At 58.2% G+C, this 20050-nt stretch carries 20 protein-coding genes and 1 riboswitch; of the genes, 16 read left to right on the top strand and 4 right to left on the bottom strand.

Annotation, left to right across the window (positions count from 1 at the left end; genetic code table 11):
• Positions 1-159 precede the first annotated feature (159 nt).
• The gene (gene dnaK, locus AC2FJZ_RS13145) at positions 160-2067 is read left to right on the top strand and encodes a molecular chaperone DnaK (RefSeq protein ID WP_050604605.1); all 1908 of its coding nucleotides are present in this window, start codon (positions 160-162) and stop codon (positions 2065-2067) included.
• A 74-nt stretch (positions 2068-2141) separates the two neighbouring features.
• On the top strand, positions 2142-3290 hold the full coding sequence (dnaJ, locus tag AC2FJZ_RS13140; protein WP_496778056.1) for a molecular chaperone DnaJ: 1149 nt from the start codon (positions 2142-2144) through the stop codon (positions 3288-3290).
• A gap of 88 nt (positions 3291-3378) precedes the next feature.
• Here dnaJ and AC2FJZ_RS13135 read toward each other — a convergent pair whose 3' ends face one another.
• Positions 3379-4710, bottom strand: coding sequence for an NAD(P)/FAD-dependent oxidoreductase (locus tag AC2FJZ_RS13135; protein ID WP_496778054.1), 1332 nt, complete (start codon positions 4708-4710; stop codon positions 3379-3381).
• 21 nt (positions 4711-4731) lie between these two features.
• Positions 4732-5520 (bottom strand): IclR family transcriptional regulator, encoded by a 789-nt coding sequence (locus AC2FJZ_RS13130; protein WP_496778053.1) that lies wholly within the window; start codon positions 5518-5520, stop codon positions 4732-4734.
• Between the two features lie 298 nt (positions 5521-5818).
• On the opposite strand from AC2FJZ_RS13130, the gene AC2FJZ_RS13125 reads away from it, so the two are divergent.
• From AC2FJZ_RS13125 to radC, 14 genes are all read left to right on the top strand, one after another.
• Entirely contained in the window at positions 5819-6820 is a 1002-nt protein-coding gene (locus AC2FJZ_RS13125) for a taurine ABC transporter substrate-binding protein (RefSeq protein ID WP_050604696.1), read from the top strand.
• 102 nt (positions 6821-6922) lie between these two features.
• Positions 6923-7729 carry a taurine ABC transporter ATP-binding protein gene (locus AC2FJZ_RS13120; RefSeq protein WP_050604601.1) on the top strand — a complete coding sequence of 269 codons (807 nt, stop codon included), beginning with the start codon at positions 6923-6925 and terminating at the stop codon, positions 7727-7729.
• Positions 7726-8994, top strand: coding sequence for an ABC transporter permease subunit (locus AC2FJZ_RS13115; RefSeq protein ID WP_050604600.1), 1269 nt, complete (start codon positions 7726-7728; stop codon positions 8992-8994). Before AC2FJZ_RS13120 ends, AC2FJZ_RS13115 begins: the two co-directional genes overlap by 4 nt.
• 209 nt (positions 8995-9203) lie before the next feature.
• Positions 9204-9310, top strand: a riboswitch (TPP riboswitch).
• 44 nt (positions 9311-9354) lie between these two features.
• Complete coding sequence (thiD, locus tag AC2FJZ_RS13110) at positions 9355-10158, top strand: bifunctional hydroxymethylpyrimidine kinase/phosphomethylpyrimidine kinase (protein ID WP_496778051.1); 804 nt, start codon at positions 9355-9357, stop codon at positions 10156-10158.
• Positions 10155-11132, top strand: a complete 978-nt coding sequence (locus AC2FJZ_RS13105) for an FAD-dependent oxidoreductase (RefSeq protein ID WP_496778049.1) — start codon at positions 10155-10157, stop codon at positions 11130-11132. Before thiD ends, AC2FJZ_RS13105 begins: the two co-directional genes overlap by 4 nt.
• Positions 11116-11310, top strand: a complete 195-nt coding sequence (gene thiS, locus AC2FJZ_RS13100; RefSeq protein ID WP_050604597.1) for a sulfur carrier protein ThiS — start codon at positions 11116-11118, stop codon at positions 11308-11310. The genes AC2FJZ_RS13105 and thiS overlap by 17 nt, the downstream gene beginning before the upstream one ends.
• A gap of 2 nt (positions 11311-11312) precedes the next feature.
• The gene (locus tag AC2FJZ_RS13095; RefSeq protein WP_496778047.1) at positions 11313-12077 is read left to right on the top strand and encodes a thiazole synthase; all 765 of its coding nucleotides are present in this window, start codon (positions 11313-11315) and stop codon (positions 12075-12077) included.
• Positions 12074-12670 carry a thiamine phosphate synthase gene (locus AC2FJZ_RS13090; protein WP_496778045.1) on the top strand — a complete coding sequence of 199 codons (597 nt, stop codon included), beginning with the start codon at positions 12074-12076 and terminating at the stop codon, positions 12668-12670. The genes AC2FJZ_RS13095 and AC2FJZ_RS13090 overlap by 4 nt, the downstream gene beginning before the upstream one ends.
• The gene (locus AC2FJZ_RS13085) at positions 12667-13632 is read left to right on the top strand and encodes a HesA/MoeB/ThiF family protein (RefSeq protein WP_496778043.1); all 966 of its coding nucleotides are present in this window, start codon (positions 12667-12669) and stop codon (positions 13630-13632) included. Before AC2FJZ_RS13090 ends, AC2FJZ_RS13085 begins: the two co-directional genes overlap by 4 nt.
• 20 nt (positions 13633-13652) lie before the next feature.
• Positions 13653-14588: an ABC transporter substrate-binding protein gene (locus AC2FJZ_RS13080; RefSeq protein WP_496778042.1), complete on the top strand. Its 936-nt coding sequence runs from the start codon at positions 13653-13655 to the stop codon at positions 14586-14588.
• Positions 14585-15259 (top strand): thiaminase II, encoded by a 675-nt coding sequence (tenA, locus tag AC2FJZ_RS13075; RefSeq protein ID WP_496778040.1) that lies wholly within the window; start codon positions 14585-14587, stop codon positions 15257-15259. Before AC2FJZ_RS13080 ends, tenA begins: the two co-directional genes overlap by 4 nt.
• Positions 15256-15984 (top strand): ABC transporter ATP-binding protein, encoded by a 729-nt coding sequence (locus tag AC2FJZ_RS13070; RefSeq protein WP_496778038.1) that lies wholly within the window; start codon positions 15256-15258, stop codon positions 15982-15984. The genes tenA and AC2FJZ_RS13070 overlap by 4 nt, the downstream gene beginning before the upstream one ends.
• Entirely contained in the window at positions 15981-16715 is a 735-nt protein-coding gene (locus tag AC2FJZ_RS13065; protein WP_496670173.1) for an ABC transporter permease, read from the top strand. Before AC2FJZ_RS13070 ends, AC2FJZ_RS13065 begins: the two co-directional genes overlap by 4 nt.
• 35 nt (positions 16716-16750) lie before the next feature.
• Complete coding sequence (gene radC, locus AC2FJZ_RS13060) at positions 16751-17506, top strand: RadC family protein (RefSeq protein ID WP_496778036.1); 756 nt, start codon at positions 16751-16753, stop codon at positions 17504-17506.
• A gap of 3 nt (positions 17507-17509) precedes the next feature.
• Here the strand turns inward: radC and AC2FJZ_RS13055 are convergent, their stop codons facing one another.
• Entirely contained in the window at positions 17510-19060 is a 1551-nt protein-coding gene (locus AC2FJZ_RS13055; RefSeq protein WP_496778034.1) for a phosphate ABC transporter substrate-binding/OmpA family protein, read from the bottom strand.
• Positions 19061-19084: 24 nt separating this feature from the next.
• The gene (locus AC2FJZ_RS13050; RefSeq protein ID WP_496778032.1) at positions 19085-20014 is read right to left on the bottom strand and encodes a hypothetical protein; all 930 of its coding nucleotides are present in this window, start codon (positions 20012-20014) and stop codon (positions 19085-19087) included.
• Positions 20015-20050 lie beyond the last annotated feature (36 nt).

Here is a 20050-nt window from a genome sequence, read left to right as displayed (position 1 = left end):
GAAAACCTGCCTTTTACGGTGCTTGCAGGCCCTTGGTCTCGCCCTTATATACGCCGGGACGCGCGATGGTAGTGCTGTCGCGCACAACAGATCGGGGGCGGGATGCCGTAACGGGTCCGGTCCTCGGGACATCGCCTTGAAGAGAAAGGGATTGCAAAAATGGGAAAAGTAATCGGGATTGACCTCGGTACCACAAACTCTTGTGTGGCCATCATGGACGGCTCGCAGCCGAAGGTCATCGAAAACGCCGAAGGGGCGCGGACCACGCCCTCGATCGTCGCCTTCACCGAAGATGAGCGTCTGGTCGGTCAGCCTGCAAAACGTCAGGCGGTCACCAACCCCGACAACACGATCTTTGGCGTCAAACGTCTGATTGGTCGTCGCGTGGATGATGCCGAAGTCGAAAAAGACAAGAAAATGGTGCCGTACGCCATCGTCAATGGCGGCAATGGCGACGCATGGGTGGAAGCCCGTGGTGAAAAGTACTCCCCAAGCCAGATCTCGGCCTTCACTCTGGGTAAGATGAAGGAAACCGCCGAAAGCTATTTGGGTGAGGAAGTCACGCAGGCGGTTATCACCGTTCCGGCCTACTTCAACGACGCTCAGCGTCAGGCCACCAAAGACGCAGGCAAGATCGCCGGTCTGGAAGTGCTGCGGATCATCAACGAACCGACAGCGGCCGCTCTGGCCTATGGTCTGGACAAGGAAGAAACCCAAACCATCGCGGTTTATGACCTTGGTGGCGGTACGTTCGACGTGACCATCCTGGAAATCGACGACGGCCTGTTCGAGGTCAAATCGACCAACGGTGACACCTTCCTGGGTGGTGAAGACTTTGACATGCGCATCGTCAACTACCTGGCGGACGAGTTCAAAAAGGAACACGGTGTCGATCTGTCTGCTGACAAGATGGCCCTGCAGCGTCTGAAAGAAGCCGCTGAAAAAGCCAAAATCGAACTGTCCTCAACCTCGCAGACCGAAATCAATCAGCCGTTCATCTCGATGGGCTCGAACGGTCAGCCGCTGCACATGGTCATGAAACTGACCCGTGCCAAGCTGGAATCGCTGGTTGGCGACTTGATCAAGAAGTCGATGAAGCCTTGCCAGGCCGCTCTGAAAGACGCCGGTCTGTCGGCTGCCGACATTGATGAGGTTGTTCTGGTCGGTGGTATGACCCGAATGCCGAAAGTGATCGAAGAGGTTACCAAGTTCTTCGGCAAGGAACCACACAAGGGTGTGAACCCGGACGAAGTGGTTGCAATGGGCGCCGCCATTCAGGCTGGTGTTCTGCAGGGCGACGTCAAAGACGTGGTTCTGCTGGACGTGACCCCGCTCAGCTTGGGTATCGAAACCCTGGGTGGCGTGTTCACCCGTCTGATCGACCGCAACACCACGATCCCGACCAAGAAGTCTCAGGTCTTCTCGACCGCCGAGGACAACCAGAACGCGGTGACCATCCGCTGTTTCCAAGGTGAACGCGAAATGGCTGCGGACAACAAGATCCTGGGTCAGTTTAACCTTGAAGATATCCCGCCCGCGCCACGCGGCATGCCTCAGATCGAGGTGACTTTTGACATCGACGCCAACGGCATTGTCTCGGTTTCGGCCAAGGACAAAGGCACAGGCAAAGAGCAGAAGATCACCATCCAGGCATCTGGCGGTCTGTCCGACGAGGATATCGACAAGATGGTCAAGGACGCCGAAGAGAACGCGGAAGCCGACAAGGAACGCCGCGAGCTGATCGAGGCGAAGAACCAGGCGGAAAGCCTCATCCACTCGACCGAAAAGTCGATGGAAGAGCATGCCGACAAAGTCGATCCGACCACTATCGAAGCCATCGAGCTGGCGATCGCCGCACTGAAGGACGAGCTGGAAACCGAGAATGCCGACAAGATCAAGTCGGGTATCCAGAACGTCACCGAAGCAGCCATGAAGCTGGGCGAAGCCATCTATAAGGCGCAAGCCGAAGAAGGCGAAGATGAGCCTGCGGCTGCAGATGCAGCACCAGCGGACGATGACATTGTCGACGCCGAGTTCGAAGATCTGGACGACGACAAGCGTAAGTAACGGGTAACCGGGCCAGTTTGGGCCGGTCCGGATGCCGGGCCGGCCTATTTACGTTGAGGCAGAAGGAAATACTGATGTCAAAGCGCGACTATTACGAAGTGCTGGGTGTGGCCAAGGGCGCTTCGGCGGATGAGATCAAGAAAGGTTTTCGCACGAAAGCCAAAGCGCTGCATCCTGACCGCAACAAGGACAACCCGGATGCCGAAGCGCAGTTCAAGGAAGCCAATGAGGCCTACGACGTGCTGCGCGATGCCGAAAAAAAGGCAGCTTATGATCGCTTTGGCCATGCCGCATTTGAAAACGGCATGGGAGGCGGTGGTCGCCCCGGTGGTGGCTTTGGCGGACAAGGCGACTTCTCGAGCGCGTTCTCGGACGTTTTCGATGATCTGTTCGGCGATTTCATGGGCGGTCAACGCGGTGGCGGCGGTCGTCGCGCCGCGCGAGGTTCGGACCTTCGCTATAACCTGCGCGTGACGCTGGAAGAGGCGTTCTCGGGTCTGCAGAAAACCATTAACGTACCCACGGCCGTGGCCTGTTCATCATGCGACGGGATCGGGGCTGAAGGTGGTGTTGAGCCCACAACCTGTCCCACCTGTTCCGGCATGGGCAAGGTGCGGGCGCAGCAGGGTTTTTTCACCGTTGAACGCACTTGCCCGACCTGTTCAGGGCTGGGGCAGATCATCAAGAACCCCTGCAAATCCTGCCAGGGATCAGGCCGTGTCGAAAAAGATCGCGCCTTGTCGGTCAACATCCCGGCTGGTGTCGAAACCGGCACGCGGATTCGGCTGGCAGGCGAGGGTGAGGCCGGATTGCGTGGCGGCCCTCCGGGGGATCTTTATATCTTTGTCGAAGTATCCGACCACAAACTGTTCGAACGCGACAGCGTCAACCTTTACTGCCGAGTTCCGGTCAGCATGGCCAAGGCCGCGCTGGGCGGGTCGATCGAAGTTCCGACCATCGATGGTGGGCGGGGCCGGGTCCAGATTCCGGCAGGCAGTCAGTCGGGTCGGCAAATGCGCTTGCGCAGCAAAGGCATGCCTGCGCTACGCGGCGGTGGCGTTGGCGACATGTTCATCGAACTGGCAGTGGAAACTCCGGTCAACCTGACCAGTCGTCAGAAAGAGTTGCTTCGCGAGTTTGACGATCTGGGTGAAGACAACCACCCGGAATCCAAGAGCTTTTTCTCTTCCGTCAAATCCTTTTGGGACGGAATGAAAAGCTAAGATTGAGGCGGCATTTGCCGCCTCTTTTTCGCTCTGGCCTTCTTAAAAAACACCCAAGCCTCATGGCGTGGATTCATGAAAATCGGCGCTATCGGGTTTCCAGCCAGTCCATCAGGCGCATCGACCAGATTGCCGAACCTAAACCTGCAATCTTGAACGAGCGATAGGGCATGGCTCGTACGGGGGTCGTTGGAAACGTCAGAGACCCTGGATCAGCCCCCAATGCACGCTCTGCCAGCACCCGACCCATGACATGTGACATTGCAACGCCACGCCCGTTATACCCAAGCCCGACTAGAAGACCCGGCTGCGGTTCATGCAGGTGAGGCAGGTGATCGTCGGTGATCGCAATACGCCCTCCCCAGCGATGGGACCAGTTGGCACCTTTCAACTGAGGGAAAACGCGTTCGGCGTCCCGTTGAAGCCAGTCGAAGCCGCCCAGATTGCCCGCGCGATCCACGCGACCCAACCCACCGTAGACCAACCGATTGTCCGGCTCGCGCCGCGCATACATGATGATACGTCGGCTGTCCGAGATTGTGTGCCCCTGCGGCAAGATCGAAGCGACGATATCTTCTGGCAAAGGGTCTGTTGCGATTTGGATCGGTGTCAGGGGCAGGATGCTGTTGGGCAGTTTCGGCACCAGTGGTCCGGTATAGCCATTGGTTGCAACGATCACCGTGTCGGACGTGACCGAACCCTGATCTGTGCGCAGTTGCCACTTCCCGCCGACCTTGTTCATCGAGGTAACAGCGCTGTTTCCAAAAATCGAAACGCCGCGCTGTTGGGCGGCGCCTGCCACGCCGCGCGCCAGCATCATCGGCTGCACCGCACCGCCGCGCGGGGTCACGACACCACTGGAATAGGCGTTTGTGCCCGAAGTGATTCTCAGATCGTCGCCGCGTAGAACCTCCATTCCTGCGCCAAAGTCATTCCAGGCTTTCACATCAGCCTCGGCTTTACGCAAAGCTCGGTCATTGTGCAGCACCCGCAACCACCCTTTTTGTCGCGCCTGACACGGGATCTGATAGGTGTCGATCAGTGAAAACAACTCGTCTGCCGAGTTTAACGAGGTTTGGGTCAAGCGCTCGAAGTAAGTCTGCCCCAGCATTCGGCGCAGATCCTCGGGCGAGTTGAATGGCAGCATCGGATTGACCTGCCCGCCGGTGCGTCCGGAAGCGCCCCAGCCCACATCACCGGCATCAAGCACAACAACAGACGTGCCTGCTTCGGCCAAGGCCAGCGCCGCGCGCAGACCGGTGAAACCCGCGCCCAGAATGGCCACATCCGTGTGTAGATCACCGGACAACTCTGGGCTCTCGGGTTTCTGCGGCGCAGTGGCGGCCCAAAGCGAGTTTGGTCGTGTGGCTATGGGCGGCGGCGTTGCGAGCATAAGACTCTTGTATATCAGAACTGTCATTCCAATATTCGATAGTATTGCTCAGGTCGTCAAGTCGAAGTTTTCCGGGGCCTCGCCTCCGATCCGGGCGCAGATCTCAGCGGCGGTTTGTTTCAGCATGTCGAGATGGGAAAGCAATTCCTCAGGCGTGTATTCTGCCGTAAATGTCCAGGCAGAAAGGCAGGCAGCCACCTTGCCTTGTTCATTCCAAATCGGGGCGGACATGCCCATGACCTGTAGGAATTCCTCTTTTACCACAATTGCATAGCTCTGGTTCCGAACGACATTCAGATCCGCTTCAAGTTCTGGCAGGCTAGTCCGGGTGAACTCGGTGAACTTTTCCAACCCGGATGACTCGAGCACGGAACGGCGTTGATTTTCGGACATAAAGGCAAGAAAAACCTTACCCGCAGCGGTGCAGTGCAGCGGGGCATGATCGCCCGGGCGTGCGGCATACCGTACGGCAACGTGGTTAGACGTCCGCAAGTAAAGAATGGTATCCCCATCCAGCACAGACAACGCGATGTTCATACCGGTCGCTTCGCTCAGACGGTCTACAGGTTCGGCCACAATTTGCTGAAGATCGGGATGGCGGAACCCGGCACGCGCCCAATCCTGAAACCGCGAACCGGGTTTGTAGGTTCTGCCAGTTCTTTCATATTCGACCAGCCCTTCGCTTTGCAGAACGGCCAAGACACGGTGGCACGAGCTTTTGACGAAACCGGTCTGTGTGACAATGTCCGAAAACACCATTGGCCTTTTGGCATGGGTCAGGACATCCATGATCTTAGCGCACTTTGCGACGATAGAGCTGTCTGTTGGTCTCGCCATGTCTGCTCCTAAAGCTATTACATTGCAGAACTACGACGAGATTGTACTCGTTTCAAGTCTTTGTGTGACCGTTCTTGCAGGGTTGAGCAATAAACAGTTGACGGAAAGAATATGCACTCTCTAATGTTTCAATTCTGAAAAGCTGTTCTGCAGAACGATAGAGTATAGGGCTTCAAGATAGGCGGCGTGCAACAACAAAAAACAGGCGGCACTGTACCGCAAGATGCACCCAACGCTCCCTCTACAGTAATACGGCGGCTTACGCTGAAAACAAAAAATGACCCAACCGGAGGATACTATGAAGAAAACATTCGCCACTCTCGCAGCGACCAGTGTGCTTGCGCTGACAAGCCATGCGGTGCTTGCGCAGGATCTGGAAGAATTAACCGTCGCATACTTCCTGGAATGGCCCCTTCCCATGTTGGAAGCCAAAGCCAACGGAACCTATGACGAGGCGCTTGGCCTCAAAGTAAACTGGGTAAGCTTTGAAACCGGCACGGCGATGAGCGCGGCCATGGCCTCGGGCGACGTGCAGATCGCGGTCAGCCAAGGTATCCCGCCATTTGTTGTTGCTGCATCAGCAGGTCAGGCGATTCAAGTGGTCGATGTCGCTGTGACGTATTCTGAGAACGACAACTGTGTTGTGTCGGAAGCGCTGGAGATCGACAAGGAAAATGCCAGCGAACTGGCAGGCAAAAAGGTCGCTGTGCCACTGGGCACCGCCGCGCATTATGGGTTCCTGCGCCAGATGGATCATTTCGGCATCGACCTGGCCGGCCTTGAAGTTGTCGACATGGCCCCGCCTGAAGGCGCTGCTGCATTAAGCCAGGGCGCGGTTGATTTCGCCTGTGGATATGGCGGCGGTCTGTCCCGGATGAAAGAACACGGCAACGTGTTGCTGACCGGCGCAGAAAAAGAAGAGCTGGGTATTCTGGTGTTCGACGTAACCTCGGCCCCAGAAAGCTTTATCTCGGAAAACCCGGAACTGGTCGCACAGTTCTTGCAAGTGACAGCAGATGCAAATGAGCGCTGGAACTCGGGTGCTGGTGGTGACGCTATGCTTGAGGTCGTTGCCAAAGAATCCGGTATGGACCTTGAAGGTGCGCGCGCCGCGATCGGGACGATGGGCTTCCCCAGCATGGATGATCAGCTGTCGTCGAAATGGCTGGGCGGCAACGTGCAGACCTTCATGAAAGGCGTGGCCGATGTGTTTGTCGAGGCCGGCAGCATCGACGGTGCGCTGGACAGCTATGACAACTCGGTCAACACCGAGCCGATGACGATTGCCGACGGCAAGTAACAAGGTCCGGCGTGGCGCAATTCCATGCGCCCGCCTATCTTTCCCCGGCAATCGGGCGTGCTGCCTGCGTGTGGCGGCGCCCTCATCTATAGAGAGAGGGATATGACAGGTTTATCCATCGAAAAAATCTCCATGCGTTTTGACTTGCCCAACGGAACGGCGGTGCAGGCGTTGAAAGACGTCACGTTGCATCTGAACGAAGGCGAGTTGCTAAGCGTGCTGGGCCCCTCGGGTTGCGGCAAGACCACATTGCTGAACATTGTCGCGGGTTTTCTGGCCCCGACCGAAGGGCAGATCGTGTTGAACGGCCACACGGTCACCGGCCCTGATGCCGAACGCGGTATGGTGTTTCAGAAGGGCGCCTTGTTCGAATGGATGAGCGTGCGGGACAACGTAAGCTTTGGTCCTCGAATGAAGGGCCAGAAGGAAGCGCAATACGCTGCCGAGGTCGACCATCTGCTCGAGGTCGTGGGCCTTCAGGACTTCAAGGAAAAGGCGATCTACGAATTGTCTGGCGGGATGCAGCAGCGCGTGGCGCTGGCGCGGTGTCTGGCCAATGACCCGGATGTCATCCTGATGGACGAACCGCTGGGCGCGCTGGATGCGCTGACCCGTGAAAAAATGCAGTCTCTGGTTTTGAAACTGTGGAAAGAGACTGGCAAGACCATCATCCTGATCACCCACTCAGTGGAAGAAGCGCTGCTGCTGGGCGAGCGTTTGCTGGTGATGGCCCCCAGACCGGGGCGCATTCACAAGGAATATCGTCTGCCCTTTGCGGATATGGGTGTCGACCAGGACCTGCGAGAAGTTAAAAAACACCCTGAATTTGCCATCAACCGCGAAGAGATCCTGGGCATGATCTGGGACATGGAAGAAGAAATCATGGGTCGGACGGAGGCAGCGCAATGATTCCCATTCTGATCTATATCGCGATTTTTATCGGTGCCTTCTTCGTGGTCAAACTGGTGACAGCCGGCACAGACCGCCATGATTTCACGTCTCTTAAAACGGTTACTTTTGGCGATGAAAGCGCCGTTGTCTCGGATCGTAAGGCGTCAATTATCTCGATCGTCGCCATCATCGTGCTTTGGGGTGCGTTCACCGGGTCGGTCTTGTTGCCGTCCTTCTTGCACGCGCCCGGGCCTTACGTCGGAGAGGACTCGTTCACTTACACGGTTGAAACGGCAGATGGGCAGACCGATGACGCCACAGTGACGGTGATCGTGCACCCTGCGGATGCACCGGTGGACGAACCCGAAGTCGCGCCCGGCGATGGCTTTGCCAAGGACGACGTGGTCGTGGTGCAGGCCTATCGCAGCAAATTGGCCCGTCTTGACCGAAATGATGAGATCGGTCGCGACGAAGGGGCCAAGATTGTTGCCGTGAATGGCCAGCCGATTCAGCCGGGTGGTGTTGTGAACACCGATTTCGGCCGTGTGGTCATGTCGCAGCGTGGCACGCTCAACATTGACCCGGACAAAGGCTGGCAGATGGAGCCGATCTGGCTGCCAGCACCGGAAAACGTTTTCGAACGGTTGGGCGAAATTGCCAGCGAAGGCTTCCGGAACTTCACCCTTTGGGAGCATCTGGGCTATTCGCTGTTCCGCGTGATCGTGGGCTTCCTGTTGGGATCGCTTGTGGGCATTCCCTTGGGCTATGCCATGGGTCTGTCCAACTGGTTCCGTGGGTGGTTCGACCCGATCGTCGAATTCATGCGCCCGGTTCCGCCATTGGCTCTGATCCCGCTGGTGATTATCTGGGCGGGGATCGGTGAGGGTGGCAAGATCATCCTGCTGTTCCTGGCGGCGCTCTGGATCATGGCGATCGCAGCCCGTTCTGGTGTGTCCGGCGTGAACATCTCGAAGGTACACGCGGCGTATTCCCTTGGGGCGTCAAAGTGGCAGGTGATGCGCCATGTGATCATCCCCAATTCGTTGCCAGAAATCTTCACCGGTGCGCGGGTTGCCATGGGCGTGTGCTGGGGTACGGTTGTGGCTGCTGAACTGGTCGCCGCTGAAAAAGGGGCCGGCATGATGATCATGGTTGCCTCGAAATTCCAGAACACCGACATCGTGATTATGGGCATCATCCTGATCGGTGTCATAGGGTTCGGTATCGACATGCTGATGCGCTGGGCTGAACGTGTTCTGGTACCTTGGAAAGGTAAAAGCTGATCGAATTGCACCAGACGTCAACACGCGTCTAATTTCATCAATACAGATCATGAGGCGCGGTTTCCCGGTCGGGGTGCCGCGCTTCTTTCGTTTTCGCGCCTGCGGTTCGGGTATTCAGACCATAAATCCTGCCCAGCGATATAGCCAGTTTGCTGACCAATAATGTCCAATTGGCTCTTGCGTTCGGCGTCAGTGGCTGAGATTGTCCGCTTCAACCGTTGGGGTGCCCTTTCTGAAGGGCTGAGAGGCGCGGCTGCGCTAACCCATCGAACCTGATCCGGGCAATTCCGGCGTAGGGAACGGTCTTATGAATACAGACAGTTTTCCTGCATCGTTGCCCTAAGAAGATGGAGCGACGACATGGCAGCAATTGCCTTGACCATAGCGGGATCTGACAGCGGCGGCGGCGCCGGGATACAGGCCGATCTGAAGGCCATGTCAGCGCTTGGTGTCTTTGGCGCAAGCGTGATCACGGTCGTCACAGCACAGAACACGCAGGCCGTCACAGCGGTGCACGGCATTCCTTTGGATGTGATCGAGGCGCAAATTTATGCGGTGCTCAGCGATTTGGATGTCAAAGCCGTCAAGGTCGGTATGCTGGCGACACCAGAGATCATTCAAACAGTTGCCAACGGGTTGGCTGATTTTCAGGGACCCGTTGTTTTGGACCCGGTAATGATCGCCAAGTCAGGTGACGCCTTGCTGGCGCAAGAAGCAATTCAGACATTGCGCGATGTGTTGTTGCCTATGGCGGAGGTTTTGACGCCAAATCTGCCCGAAGCCGCCCGCCTGTTGGATGCACAAGAGGCTGAAACTCCGGATGAGATGGCCGCGCAGGGGCAGGCCCTTTGCGCTTTGGGTGCGCGCGCGGTGTTGATGAAAGGCGGCCACGGCGCAGGCGAGGTGTGTCATGATCTGCTGATCGATCCGACGGGTATCGTGGCAGAGTTTCGGGCCCCGCGCCGGAATACCAAAAACACGCATGGCACGGGTTGTACTTTGTCATCCTCGATCACGGCGGGTTTGGCCAAGGGTATGCCATTGAAGGATGCGTCTGCGCAAGCGCATGAATATCTGCAAGGCGCCATTACGCGGGCGGATGAGTTAAACGTGGGTTCCGGGCATGGTCCGGTTCATCATTTCCATCAGGTCTGGTCCAAGTGACGCTTTGGTCCGTCATAGGAGCCGGGGTTGCCGGTCTGGTCGTCGCCAGCGAACTGATAGCGCGCGGCGCGAAGGTGCAGGTGTTTGATCCCGGCGGCTTGCCCGGTCCGCATGGTTGTTCATGGTGGGCCGGGGGAATGCTGGCCCCCTGGTGCGAATACGAAAACGCTGAAGAGCCGGTGCTGAGACTGGGTCAGCAGGCCATCGGTTGGTGGGCCAGCCGCACACAGGTGCAGCGGCGCGGTACTCTGGTTGTAGCCAATGCCCGAGACCTGCCAGACTTGCGCAGGTTTGCGCGCCGGACTGAAGCGTTTACAGATGTAGATCGGGCAAAAATTACCGAATTAGAGCCTGATCTTCATGGATTTGGGAAGGGTCTGTTCTTTGATCGGGAAGCCCATCTTGATCCCCGTCAGGCATTGCAGGACCTGTACCGGGGGTTGAAAGAGCAAGGGGTGGAGTTCCACCGAAAACTGGCCCCTGCGCAGCTTGAGAATGCAATCGACTGTCGCGGTCTGCACGCGCGCGAATACCTTCATGATTTACGGGGCGTGAAGGGTGAAATGTTGGTTGTGCGCTGCCCCGACGTGACACTGACGCGTCCTGTGCGTCTATTGCACCCCCGGATGCCGCTTTACGTCGTGCCGCGGGGCGATGGTGTCTACATGCTAGGCGCGACCATGATCGAAAGCGAAGACAGCAGTCGCATCACGGCCCGGTCCATGCTGGAACTGCTCAGCGCGGCTTATGCCCTGAACCCGGCCTTTGGCGAGGCTGAAGTATTGGAAATCGGCGTCGATCTGCGCCCTGCCTTTCCCGACAATTTGCCCCGCATCCGTCGCTTGGGCCGGACAATCTATGCCAACGGGCTTTATCGGCACGGCTACCTTCTGGCCCCAGCGTTGGCGCAGGGCGTGGCGGATCTGGCGCTGGACAACACACATACGGAGATGGTCGATGAAGATCGTGCTTAACGGCGAGACGCGCGACGTGCGCGCCCAAAATTTGGCCGAGCTGCTGGACGAATGCGGGTTCACAGGCCGTGTCGCTACTGCAGTGAACGAAGACTTCGTGCCGTCCAGCCTGCGCATTGCGCACAAACTGACCAACGGCGACCGGGTCGAAGTCGTTGCGCCGATGCAGGGGGGGTGAGGATGAAAACCTTTTACGGCAAAGAACTGTCAAACCCTTTGATGCTGGGCACGGCCCAATATCCTAGCCCCGCCATTCTGGAACGGGCCTTCCGCGAAAGTGGCGCTGGGGTCGCAACCGTATCCTTGCGCCGCGAATCCGGTGCCGGGCAGACCTTTTGGCAGATGGTCCGGGAACTGGGCGTCTTGATCCTGCCAAATACGGCTGGCTGTCACACGATAAAAGAGGCTGTGACCACCGCCCATATGGCCCGCGAAGTTTTCGAAACGCCGTGGATCAAATTGGAACTGATCGGACACACGGACAGCTTGCAACCAGATGTGTTCCAGTTGGTCGAAGCCGCCCGTATCCTGACCGAAGACGGGTTTCAGGTGTTCCCCTACACCACCGACGATCTGATCGTGGGCGAACGCTTGTTGGAAGCGGGGTGCGAGGTGTTGATGCCCTGGGGCGCGCCCATTGGGTCCGGGCGTGGTCTGAATAACGAATACGCCCTGCGTGCAATGCGGGCCGAGTTTCCGGATGTTCCGCTGGTGGTGGATGCAGGTATCGGCCTGCCCAGCCATGCGGCCCACGCGATGGAGCTGGGCTATGACGCCGTGCTGCTGAACACGGCTGTGGCCCGCGCCGGAGATCCCGTTCTAATGGCCAAAGCCATGGCGCAGGCGACGCTGGCCGGGCAGTTGGCCCATCAGGCGGACCCGATCGAGGCGCGCGATATGGCCGAACCCTCGACCCCTGTTGTTGGAAAGGCATTCCTGTCATGACGCTGGATCGTTTTTATCCAATCTTTGATCACTCGGACTGGCTGCGCCGGATGTTGCCGCTGGGGGTCAAACTGGTTCAGCTGCGCGTCAAGGATCAACCGGTTCAAAAGGTGCGTGACCAGATAGCGGCCTCGCGTGATCTCAGCCGCGCCTATGGGGCGGTTTTGGTGATCAACGATTACTGGCAGGACGCCATCGATTTGGGTTGCGATTGGATTCACCTGGGGCAGGAGGATCTGGACGATGCCGACCTGAAAGCCATCCGAAAAGCGGGTCTAAAGCTGGGGGTTTCCACCCATGATGATGATGAGCTTGAGCGTGTGCTGGCCATGGATCCCGATTACGTGGCGCTGGGGCCGGTCTACCCAACCATCCTGAAAAAGATGAAATGGCATCAGCAGGGCCTGCCCCGCGTGACCGAATGGAAGGCACGGGTTGGTGACATTCCTCTGGTTGGCATCGGTGGCATGAGTGTCGAACGTGCAGCAGGTGTGTTGGAGGCCGGGGCCGATATTGTCTCGGCCGTCACGGACATTACCCTGAACGCTGACCCCGAAGGGCGGGTGCGTGCATGGATCGAGGCCACAAGATGAGTCGATACGCCCGTCAGACGCTTCTTCCCGAAGTCGGAGCCGAAGGGCAAGGCCGCCTGTCTGCCGCCCGAGTTTTGGTGGTGGGCGCGGGCGGGTTGGCCGCACCGGTTCTGCCGCTTTTGACAGGGGCCGGAGTGGGGCGGATCACGATTGTCGATGGTGACACGGTTGATCTGTCGAATCTGCACCGCCAAACACTGTTTTCCGAGGCAGATTGCGGACACCCGAAGGCAGCGCGCGCCGCTGACCGATGCCGCGCGTTGAATGCCGAGGTGGAGATTGCTGCGCTGCATCAGAAACTCACCAGCGAAAACGCGGCCTCACTGGTCGCGCAAGCTGACGTCGTTCTGGATTGCGCGGATAGCTACGCGGCCAGCTATATCCTGTCGGACACGTGCCTGGCGCAAGGCAAACCGTTGATCAGCGCCTCGGTTTTGGGGCTTTCGGGCTATGTCGGTGGTTTCTGCGGCAGGGCCCCGTCCCTGCGCGCCGTGTTCCCGGATGCGCCGGACAGCGGGGCGAGCTGCGCCACAGCGGGCGTTCTGGGTCCTGTGGTTGGCGTGATCGGATCGATGCAGGCGCAAATGGTGTTCAACCTGATTCTTGGATTGGAGCCATCACCCTTGGGGCAGATGGTGCAATACGATGCGCGTACCCTGCGCAGCACCGGGTTCCGCTTTGACGATGCACCCGAGCCGAATACATGCTTTCGGTTCCTGTCTGCCAATCAACTGACGGATACCGACCAGATCGTGGAACTGCGCGATATCGAAGAAGCACCAGTTCCAGCACATCCAGATGCCATCCGTATGTCGCCGGAAAGTTTGCATAGCATAGACCCTAATAAAGGAAAAAGGTTAGCGCTGTGCTGCGCTACGGGCCTGCGGTCGTGGCGCGCAGCCGAACAGATACAACCGGATTGGCCAGGCGGGATCGTCCTCGTCGCGGCCTCAACCTCGTGAGTGAAAAGGAAACGCGAGACATGAAAAAGCTGATGACAGCCATTGCCCTTCTGGCCGCAGCGCCAGCCTGGGCCGAAGACAAGATGACCGTCCTGCTGGATTGGTTTATCAACCCTGACCACGGACCCATCATCGTGGCGCAGGAAAACGGCTATTTTGCCGAGCAGGGGCTTGAAGTCGAGATTGTCCCACCCGCGGATCCGTCCGCCCCGCCCCGTCTGGTGGCTGCCGGTCAGGCGGAACTGGCCGTGTCGTATCAGCCGCAGCTGCACCTGCAAATCCACGAAGGCCTTCCCCTGAAACGCGTTGGCACGCTGGTCGCGACACCGCTGAACTGCCTTCTGGTGTTGGAAGATGGTCCGATCAAGTCGCCCGCAGACCTCAAGGGCAAGAAAATCGGCTTCTCGGTTGCGGGCGTCGAAGAAGCTATCCTTGGCACCGTTCTTGGCAAATATGACGTTGCTCTGGACGATGTTGAGCTGATCAACGTCAACTTCTCGCTCTCGCCGTCGCTGATGACTGGTCAGGTAGACGCGGTGATCGGGGCTTATCGCAATTTTGAACTGAACCAGATGGATATCGAAGGTCGTCCCGGCACTTGCTTCTATATCGAGGAAGAAGGCGTGCCGTCTTATGATGAGCTGATCTACGTCGCCAACCCCGAAAGGATGGATGCAGACAAGATCGCCCGTTTTCTTGCTGCGACCGAAAAGGCGACCCAATACATCGTCAATAATCCAGAAAAAAGCTGGGAGATCTTCTCGGCCACCTCGCCTGAGCTGCAGGATGAGTTGAATGCCCGCGCCTGGGTTGACACGCTGCCACGTTTTGCGCTGCGCCCGGCAGGTTTTGATGCCGGTCGGTATGCCCGGTTCGAAGCGTTCCTGAACGAAAGCGGCATGATCGACAGCATCCTTCCGGTCAGCGACATCACCATCGATGTGACCGCGCAATGAACGATTATGGCAAAGCCTTCGCGCTGATGCGTGACGCAGCGCAAGAGCCGTGGCGGGATTATACCCGCCACGCTTTTGTCGAGGGGATGAAAGACGGTACGCTTCCGCGCGAGGCGTTTCTTCATTATCTGCGTCAGGATTACGTATTCCTGATCCACTTCTCTCGTGCTTGGGCACTGGCAGTGGTGAAATCCGAAACGCACGAAGAGATGTTGGCTGCTTCACGTACTGTGAATGGCCTGATCAGCGAAGAGATGAAGCTGCATATCGGTGTTTGCGAAGCCGAAGGTATTTCGCAGGCCGAGCTGTTTGCGACCCCCGAAAGACAAGAGAACCTCGCCTATACCCGCTTTGTCCTTGAAGCAGGATACAGTGGTGATTTGCTTGATCTTCTGGCAGCGCTGGTGCCTTGCGTCATGGGTTATGGTGAGATCGGTGCGCGACTTACGTCTGAAGCGAGCTCCGAAGCTTATCGTGACTGGATCAACACTTATGCTGGTGAGGATTATCAAGGCGCTTGTAAAGCGGTTGGAGAGTTGCTGGATTCGACTCTAACACGGCGCATTGGGGCGGATTTCGAGGCTTCTCCTCGGTGGGATCGCCTCTGTAAGACCTTCCGCACAGCAACTGAGTTGGAAGTCAACTTCTGGCAAATGGGCCTGACCCCATGACCCTTGCACCCGATCTGACAATCAGTGGATCAGCCACAATCGACGGCGCGACTTTGTTTGCGCCGCTGACCCTGTCCCTTGGGGCGGGGGCTTGGACCTGTTTGCTGGGCGGATCGGGCGTGGGAAAAACCACCGTTTTGCGGCTGATCGCCGGGCTTGAGACCGGGGCCACTTTCTCGGGCAAGATCATGGCCAGCGACGGTCTGTTGGTCTCGGATCGGGTGGCCTATATGGCGCAGGATGACCTTCTGCTGCCCTGGGCGACGGTGGCGCAGAACATTTCACTTGGTGCGCGGCTGCGGGGCGAAAAGCCCGACCTGGATCGGCGCGACCGCCTGATCAAACGGATGCGCCTGCAGGATCATATGACCAAGAAACCGTCCGAGTTGTCGGGGGGGCAAAGGCAGCGCGTCGCGCTGGCCCGCACGCTGATGGAAGATCGGCCCATCGTGCTGTTGGATGAGCCGTTTTCGGCGCTCGACGCCCGTACTCGCGCGGACATGCAGGATCTGGCCGCCGAGGCGCTGGCCGGACGGACCGTTCTATTGGTCACGCATGACCCCGGTGAAGCCGCACGCTTGGGGCAATCCATTGTTGTCATGACAGAACATGGCCTGACCCATTGTGAACCGCCGCATGCCCCGGCCCCGCGCGGCGTGGATGATTTGGAGACACTGGAAACTCAGGGTGCTTTGCTACGACTTCTGCGGGAGGGTGCAGCATGAAGTACCTGTCCGCACTGGCAGCCACCCTGTTTGCACTGGTCATCTGGCAGGGGATTGTGACCCTGACCGGGTTGCCAAAGTTCATCCTGCCTGGACCCGCCTTAGTGGCCGAAACCTGGTGGCAAAACAGGTGGTTGATCGCCGAGCATGCGTGGATCACCGCAGTTGAAGTTGTCATAGGCTTGGCCTTCGGAACAGTGCTGGGCGTCATCACAGCACTGCAATTGGCGAATTCGCGCGCCGCGCGAGTTCTGGTGCAACCCATGCTGGTGTTCACACAGGCGCTGCCGGTCTTTGCGCTGGCACCGTTGCTGACCCTGTGGCTGGGCTATGGCCTGTGGTCCAAGGTCGCGATGGCGGTGCTGATCATCTATTTCCCAATCACGTCGTCCTTTTTTGACGGGTTGATGCGAACACCGCCGGGCTATCTGGATCTGGCACGCACCATGCAGGCCAGCAAACGGTCAGTGCTGTGGCACATTCGTATTCCGGCGGCCCTACCATCGTTGGCTTCGGGTATGCGTTTGGCGGCAGTGTATGCGCCGATCGGGGCGGTGATTGGTGAATGGGTCGGCTCGTCGCAAGGGCTGGGTTATTTGATGCTGCTGGCCAATGGCCGCGCCAAGACCGACCTGATGTTTGCGGCGATGCTGACGCTGGGTGTGTTCTCGATCCTTCTGCACATGATCGTCCGCCGCGCCACCGCGCACATGGCGAGGGAGGCGCGTTAACCAATCAGAAACCGATTCTGCGTCAAGATGAACCCATGACACAGGACGCCTTTGCCGAAGCCCCCATGCTGTTTGACACGGACGAAGCGCCGGCGCAGCCGCTGCCCTCTGGTCGGTTACCCTCCTACATTAAAGACCATCGCAAGCGGCTGCGCGAACGCTTCATGGCGGGCGGGTCGGCGGCGATGCCGGATTATGAGTTGCTGGAATTGGTGCTGTTTCGCTCCATCCCCCGGCAAGACGTAAAGCCGCTGGCACGTGCTTTGCTGGATGCCTTTGGGGACTTCAACCGCGTGTTGACCGCACCGGAAGAACGGCTGCGGCAGACCAAAGGCGTGGGCAATTCGGTGATCACGGATCTGAAGATTCTTGAAGCTTGCGCCCATCGGATGGCGCGCGCTCGGGTGATGCAGCGGCATGTGATCTCGGGTTGGGATGCGCTGCTGGATTATTGTCACACCACTATGGCCCATCGCGAAACCGAGCAGTTCCGGGTGTTTTATCTGGACCGAAAGAACGTTCTGATCGCCGATGAAGAACAGGCTAAAGGCACCGTCGATCACGTGCCGGTCTATCCGCGCGAGGTGGCGAAACGGGCGCTGGAGCTGAATGCCTCGGCCTTGATATTGGTCCATAACCACCCTTCGGGTGACCCGACGCCCTCGCAGTCGGACATCGATATGACCAACCGTATTCAGGATGCTTGTTCGGCCTTGGGGCTGACCCTGCACGATCACCTGATCATCGGCAAATCGACCGAGCTGAGCTTTCGGTCGGAAGGGTATTTGTAACCTCTACTGAACCCAGATTTCGACCCGACGGTTGACCTTGCGACCCCATTCGGTGTCATCACAGGCCATCGGCATCGCTTCACCAAAGCCTTCGGCGGAAACCTCGATACCTTCGGGCAATGACGACTCCACAGCCGCCAGCACGGCATTTCGCACGGTTTGCGCGCGCCGCAAGGCGATGCGTGCATTTGCAGCGGCCCCGCCGTCACCGTCACTGAAACCGGCAAACACCAGCTTGCGCGCCTTCAATGATCCGGTTTCAAGCATCTGAGCCAGGTGCTGAATGTTCGAGCGAGATTGCGCATCGGGGCGTGAGGATCCGGGCTCGAACCGAACAGACAAGGACAGACGCGACAATGGGCGCAGCGTGTCGATCATGCGCTGCAACTCTTCCAGGCCAACCTCGGCCCCCCCTGTGACGATGGCATTGGCAAGCCTGTCGCCCTGTACGCCAACTGGCAGAGTTTCGGGCGATTGGTCGAAATAACCTGCGCCCCGTATCGCCATCTGCGCCCCAGGGCTTTGGGAATACGCCAGAAACTGCCGTGCAATCCGTGGCAGACGCCGATCCGGCAGATAAAGGAACATCGGCAGGGTCAGAGGATAATCCTCGGTCTTGATCGATTGTCGGGTTGCGGCAAGCGGATGCCCGCAGCCTCCGGTCAACGGCAGGGTGCGGGTAACATCGGCCACAGCCTTGCTGGCGATCCCGATGGAAAAGGGGTCTTTTGCCACAGCGTCAATCAGATCGCGCGTTCGGCTATGAGGAATTGCAGCCTTGGATAATTCGGCACCCGCAGTTCTCAGAACCTGATCCTCGACCGCCTGTGCAAGCCCAGAGCCCGTTTCCGGGACATGCAAGGCGATCGGAGCGTCCGGCCCCCCTAAATCCACCCAGTTGATCACATCACCGGACAGAACGCGTATCAAATCCGCCATCGAAATCTGCTGTATCATGCTGTCCGGGGCCACCACCGGGACCATGGCGTCCAAGGCGATAACCCGCGACCGTCGCGACCGTTTCAGATCGCCCAGACCTGCGGCCTCGGCCTCTTCTCGTTCTGCTTCGCGCACTTCACGCTGGGCCATCACGATATCTGTCTGATCCGCGACAAAGTCACTGAACCCACGCGCTGTTGTGCCGACGTTAAAATAGAACCGTGCCAGCGGTGCGGAACGGTTGGCCTGTCTGAGCTCATAGACGAAACTGTCCGAATCCACGCGGGCGGGGGTTGCAGTCAGGTTTTCCTGCTGCGCGAACCCGATGATCAAAGCGGGCAAAACTGTTTCGGCCATGACCGATGAGCCGGAAAACCAAAGCTCGGCCACAAAATCCGTCAGGTTCGGACAGGCGGGGCCGTCGCAGGTGACGCCAGACCCATCCACCGTCAGAGCGCCAAACTGAGTTTCAACGCGATAAAACTCGCCGTCAAAACCCAATAGATTGCCGGTCACTTCGACCTTGCCGTCATGCGACGTCAGGGTGATATCCTGCGCCACAGCGCCGGTTGCGAATGAAATCAGCGCAGCTGCCGCTACACGGAAAATTGTCATAAGAGAGTCGAACCTGCCTGCGGATTACTTTGTCGCAATTGTCAGGTCTGAGAGCAAATTATTCAACACCAGAAACTCACCGGCTTGTGAACAATCGGGCAGGGTCAGCGACATGTCGCGAGACCGCAAGCGGCGGTCTGACAGCAGCTCCAGTGCTTGCACGTTCAGCGTGTGCCCACAATTTGCTTCTGTCACTTCGGCCTCGACCGTCAGGTCGATTGTGCCGGACTGATCCGATGCGCCTGCAGGGAAAGAATACACTTCGATATTCTGTGCCTTTTCGTGACCGGTCTGACCCAGTCGCAAGACATCTCCAGCGCCGTTGGCCGATGCGTCATCCCATACATGGCCATTGCCGCCATAGCTGGCGCCAAACTCTAATGCGTGGATTTGCAACTCGGTCTCGCCTTGCCATTGCAGAGCCACACGATTGTATTTGGCAATGTCAGTCACGTGAGTGGTGGCGACAGAGCCGGTTTCATCTTCGAACGAAATCAGGAAAATCGCATATTCCGACAAGGCCGGGATCGTCATTTGCAACGCGCCGGACGCGTCGGTCATCTTGCTGACAGTCAAGCCACTGTGATGGATTTCAACACGTTCTTCGGTTTTGCACGGCGCTTTGAGCGACAGACGAGCCATTGCGCCGGGAACGGCGATAGCGCGGGCGCTGATATTGCAATCCGACGTCCCGGGAGCTGAAGGGGCCGCGCGAGAAACCGGAGCGGTATTGCCAGGAACAGCGTCTGAGGGTGTGTCTGAGGGTGTGGCCGAGGTCAAAACGATGTCTTCCAGCCCGGACAGAACCGAGGACTGCTGCGCGGCCGAAGCCACATCTACACCCGCCTGCGCACGGTTGTGCTGCGCAGTTGGGCCGTTTTGCATCAAGTAGCCTATGCCCAACGCACAGGCGACCGTGCCACACATGGTCACGTAGTTGCGAACTACAAACAAGACACCCTCCCCAGTTGAAGGAGCAGCTTGTACCTT

Source organism: Ruegeria sp. CDSA079 (assembly GCF_059612245.1).
Note: the sequence above shows the minus strand (reverse complement) of the source record. Positions and strands in the feature narration are given on the sequence as shown.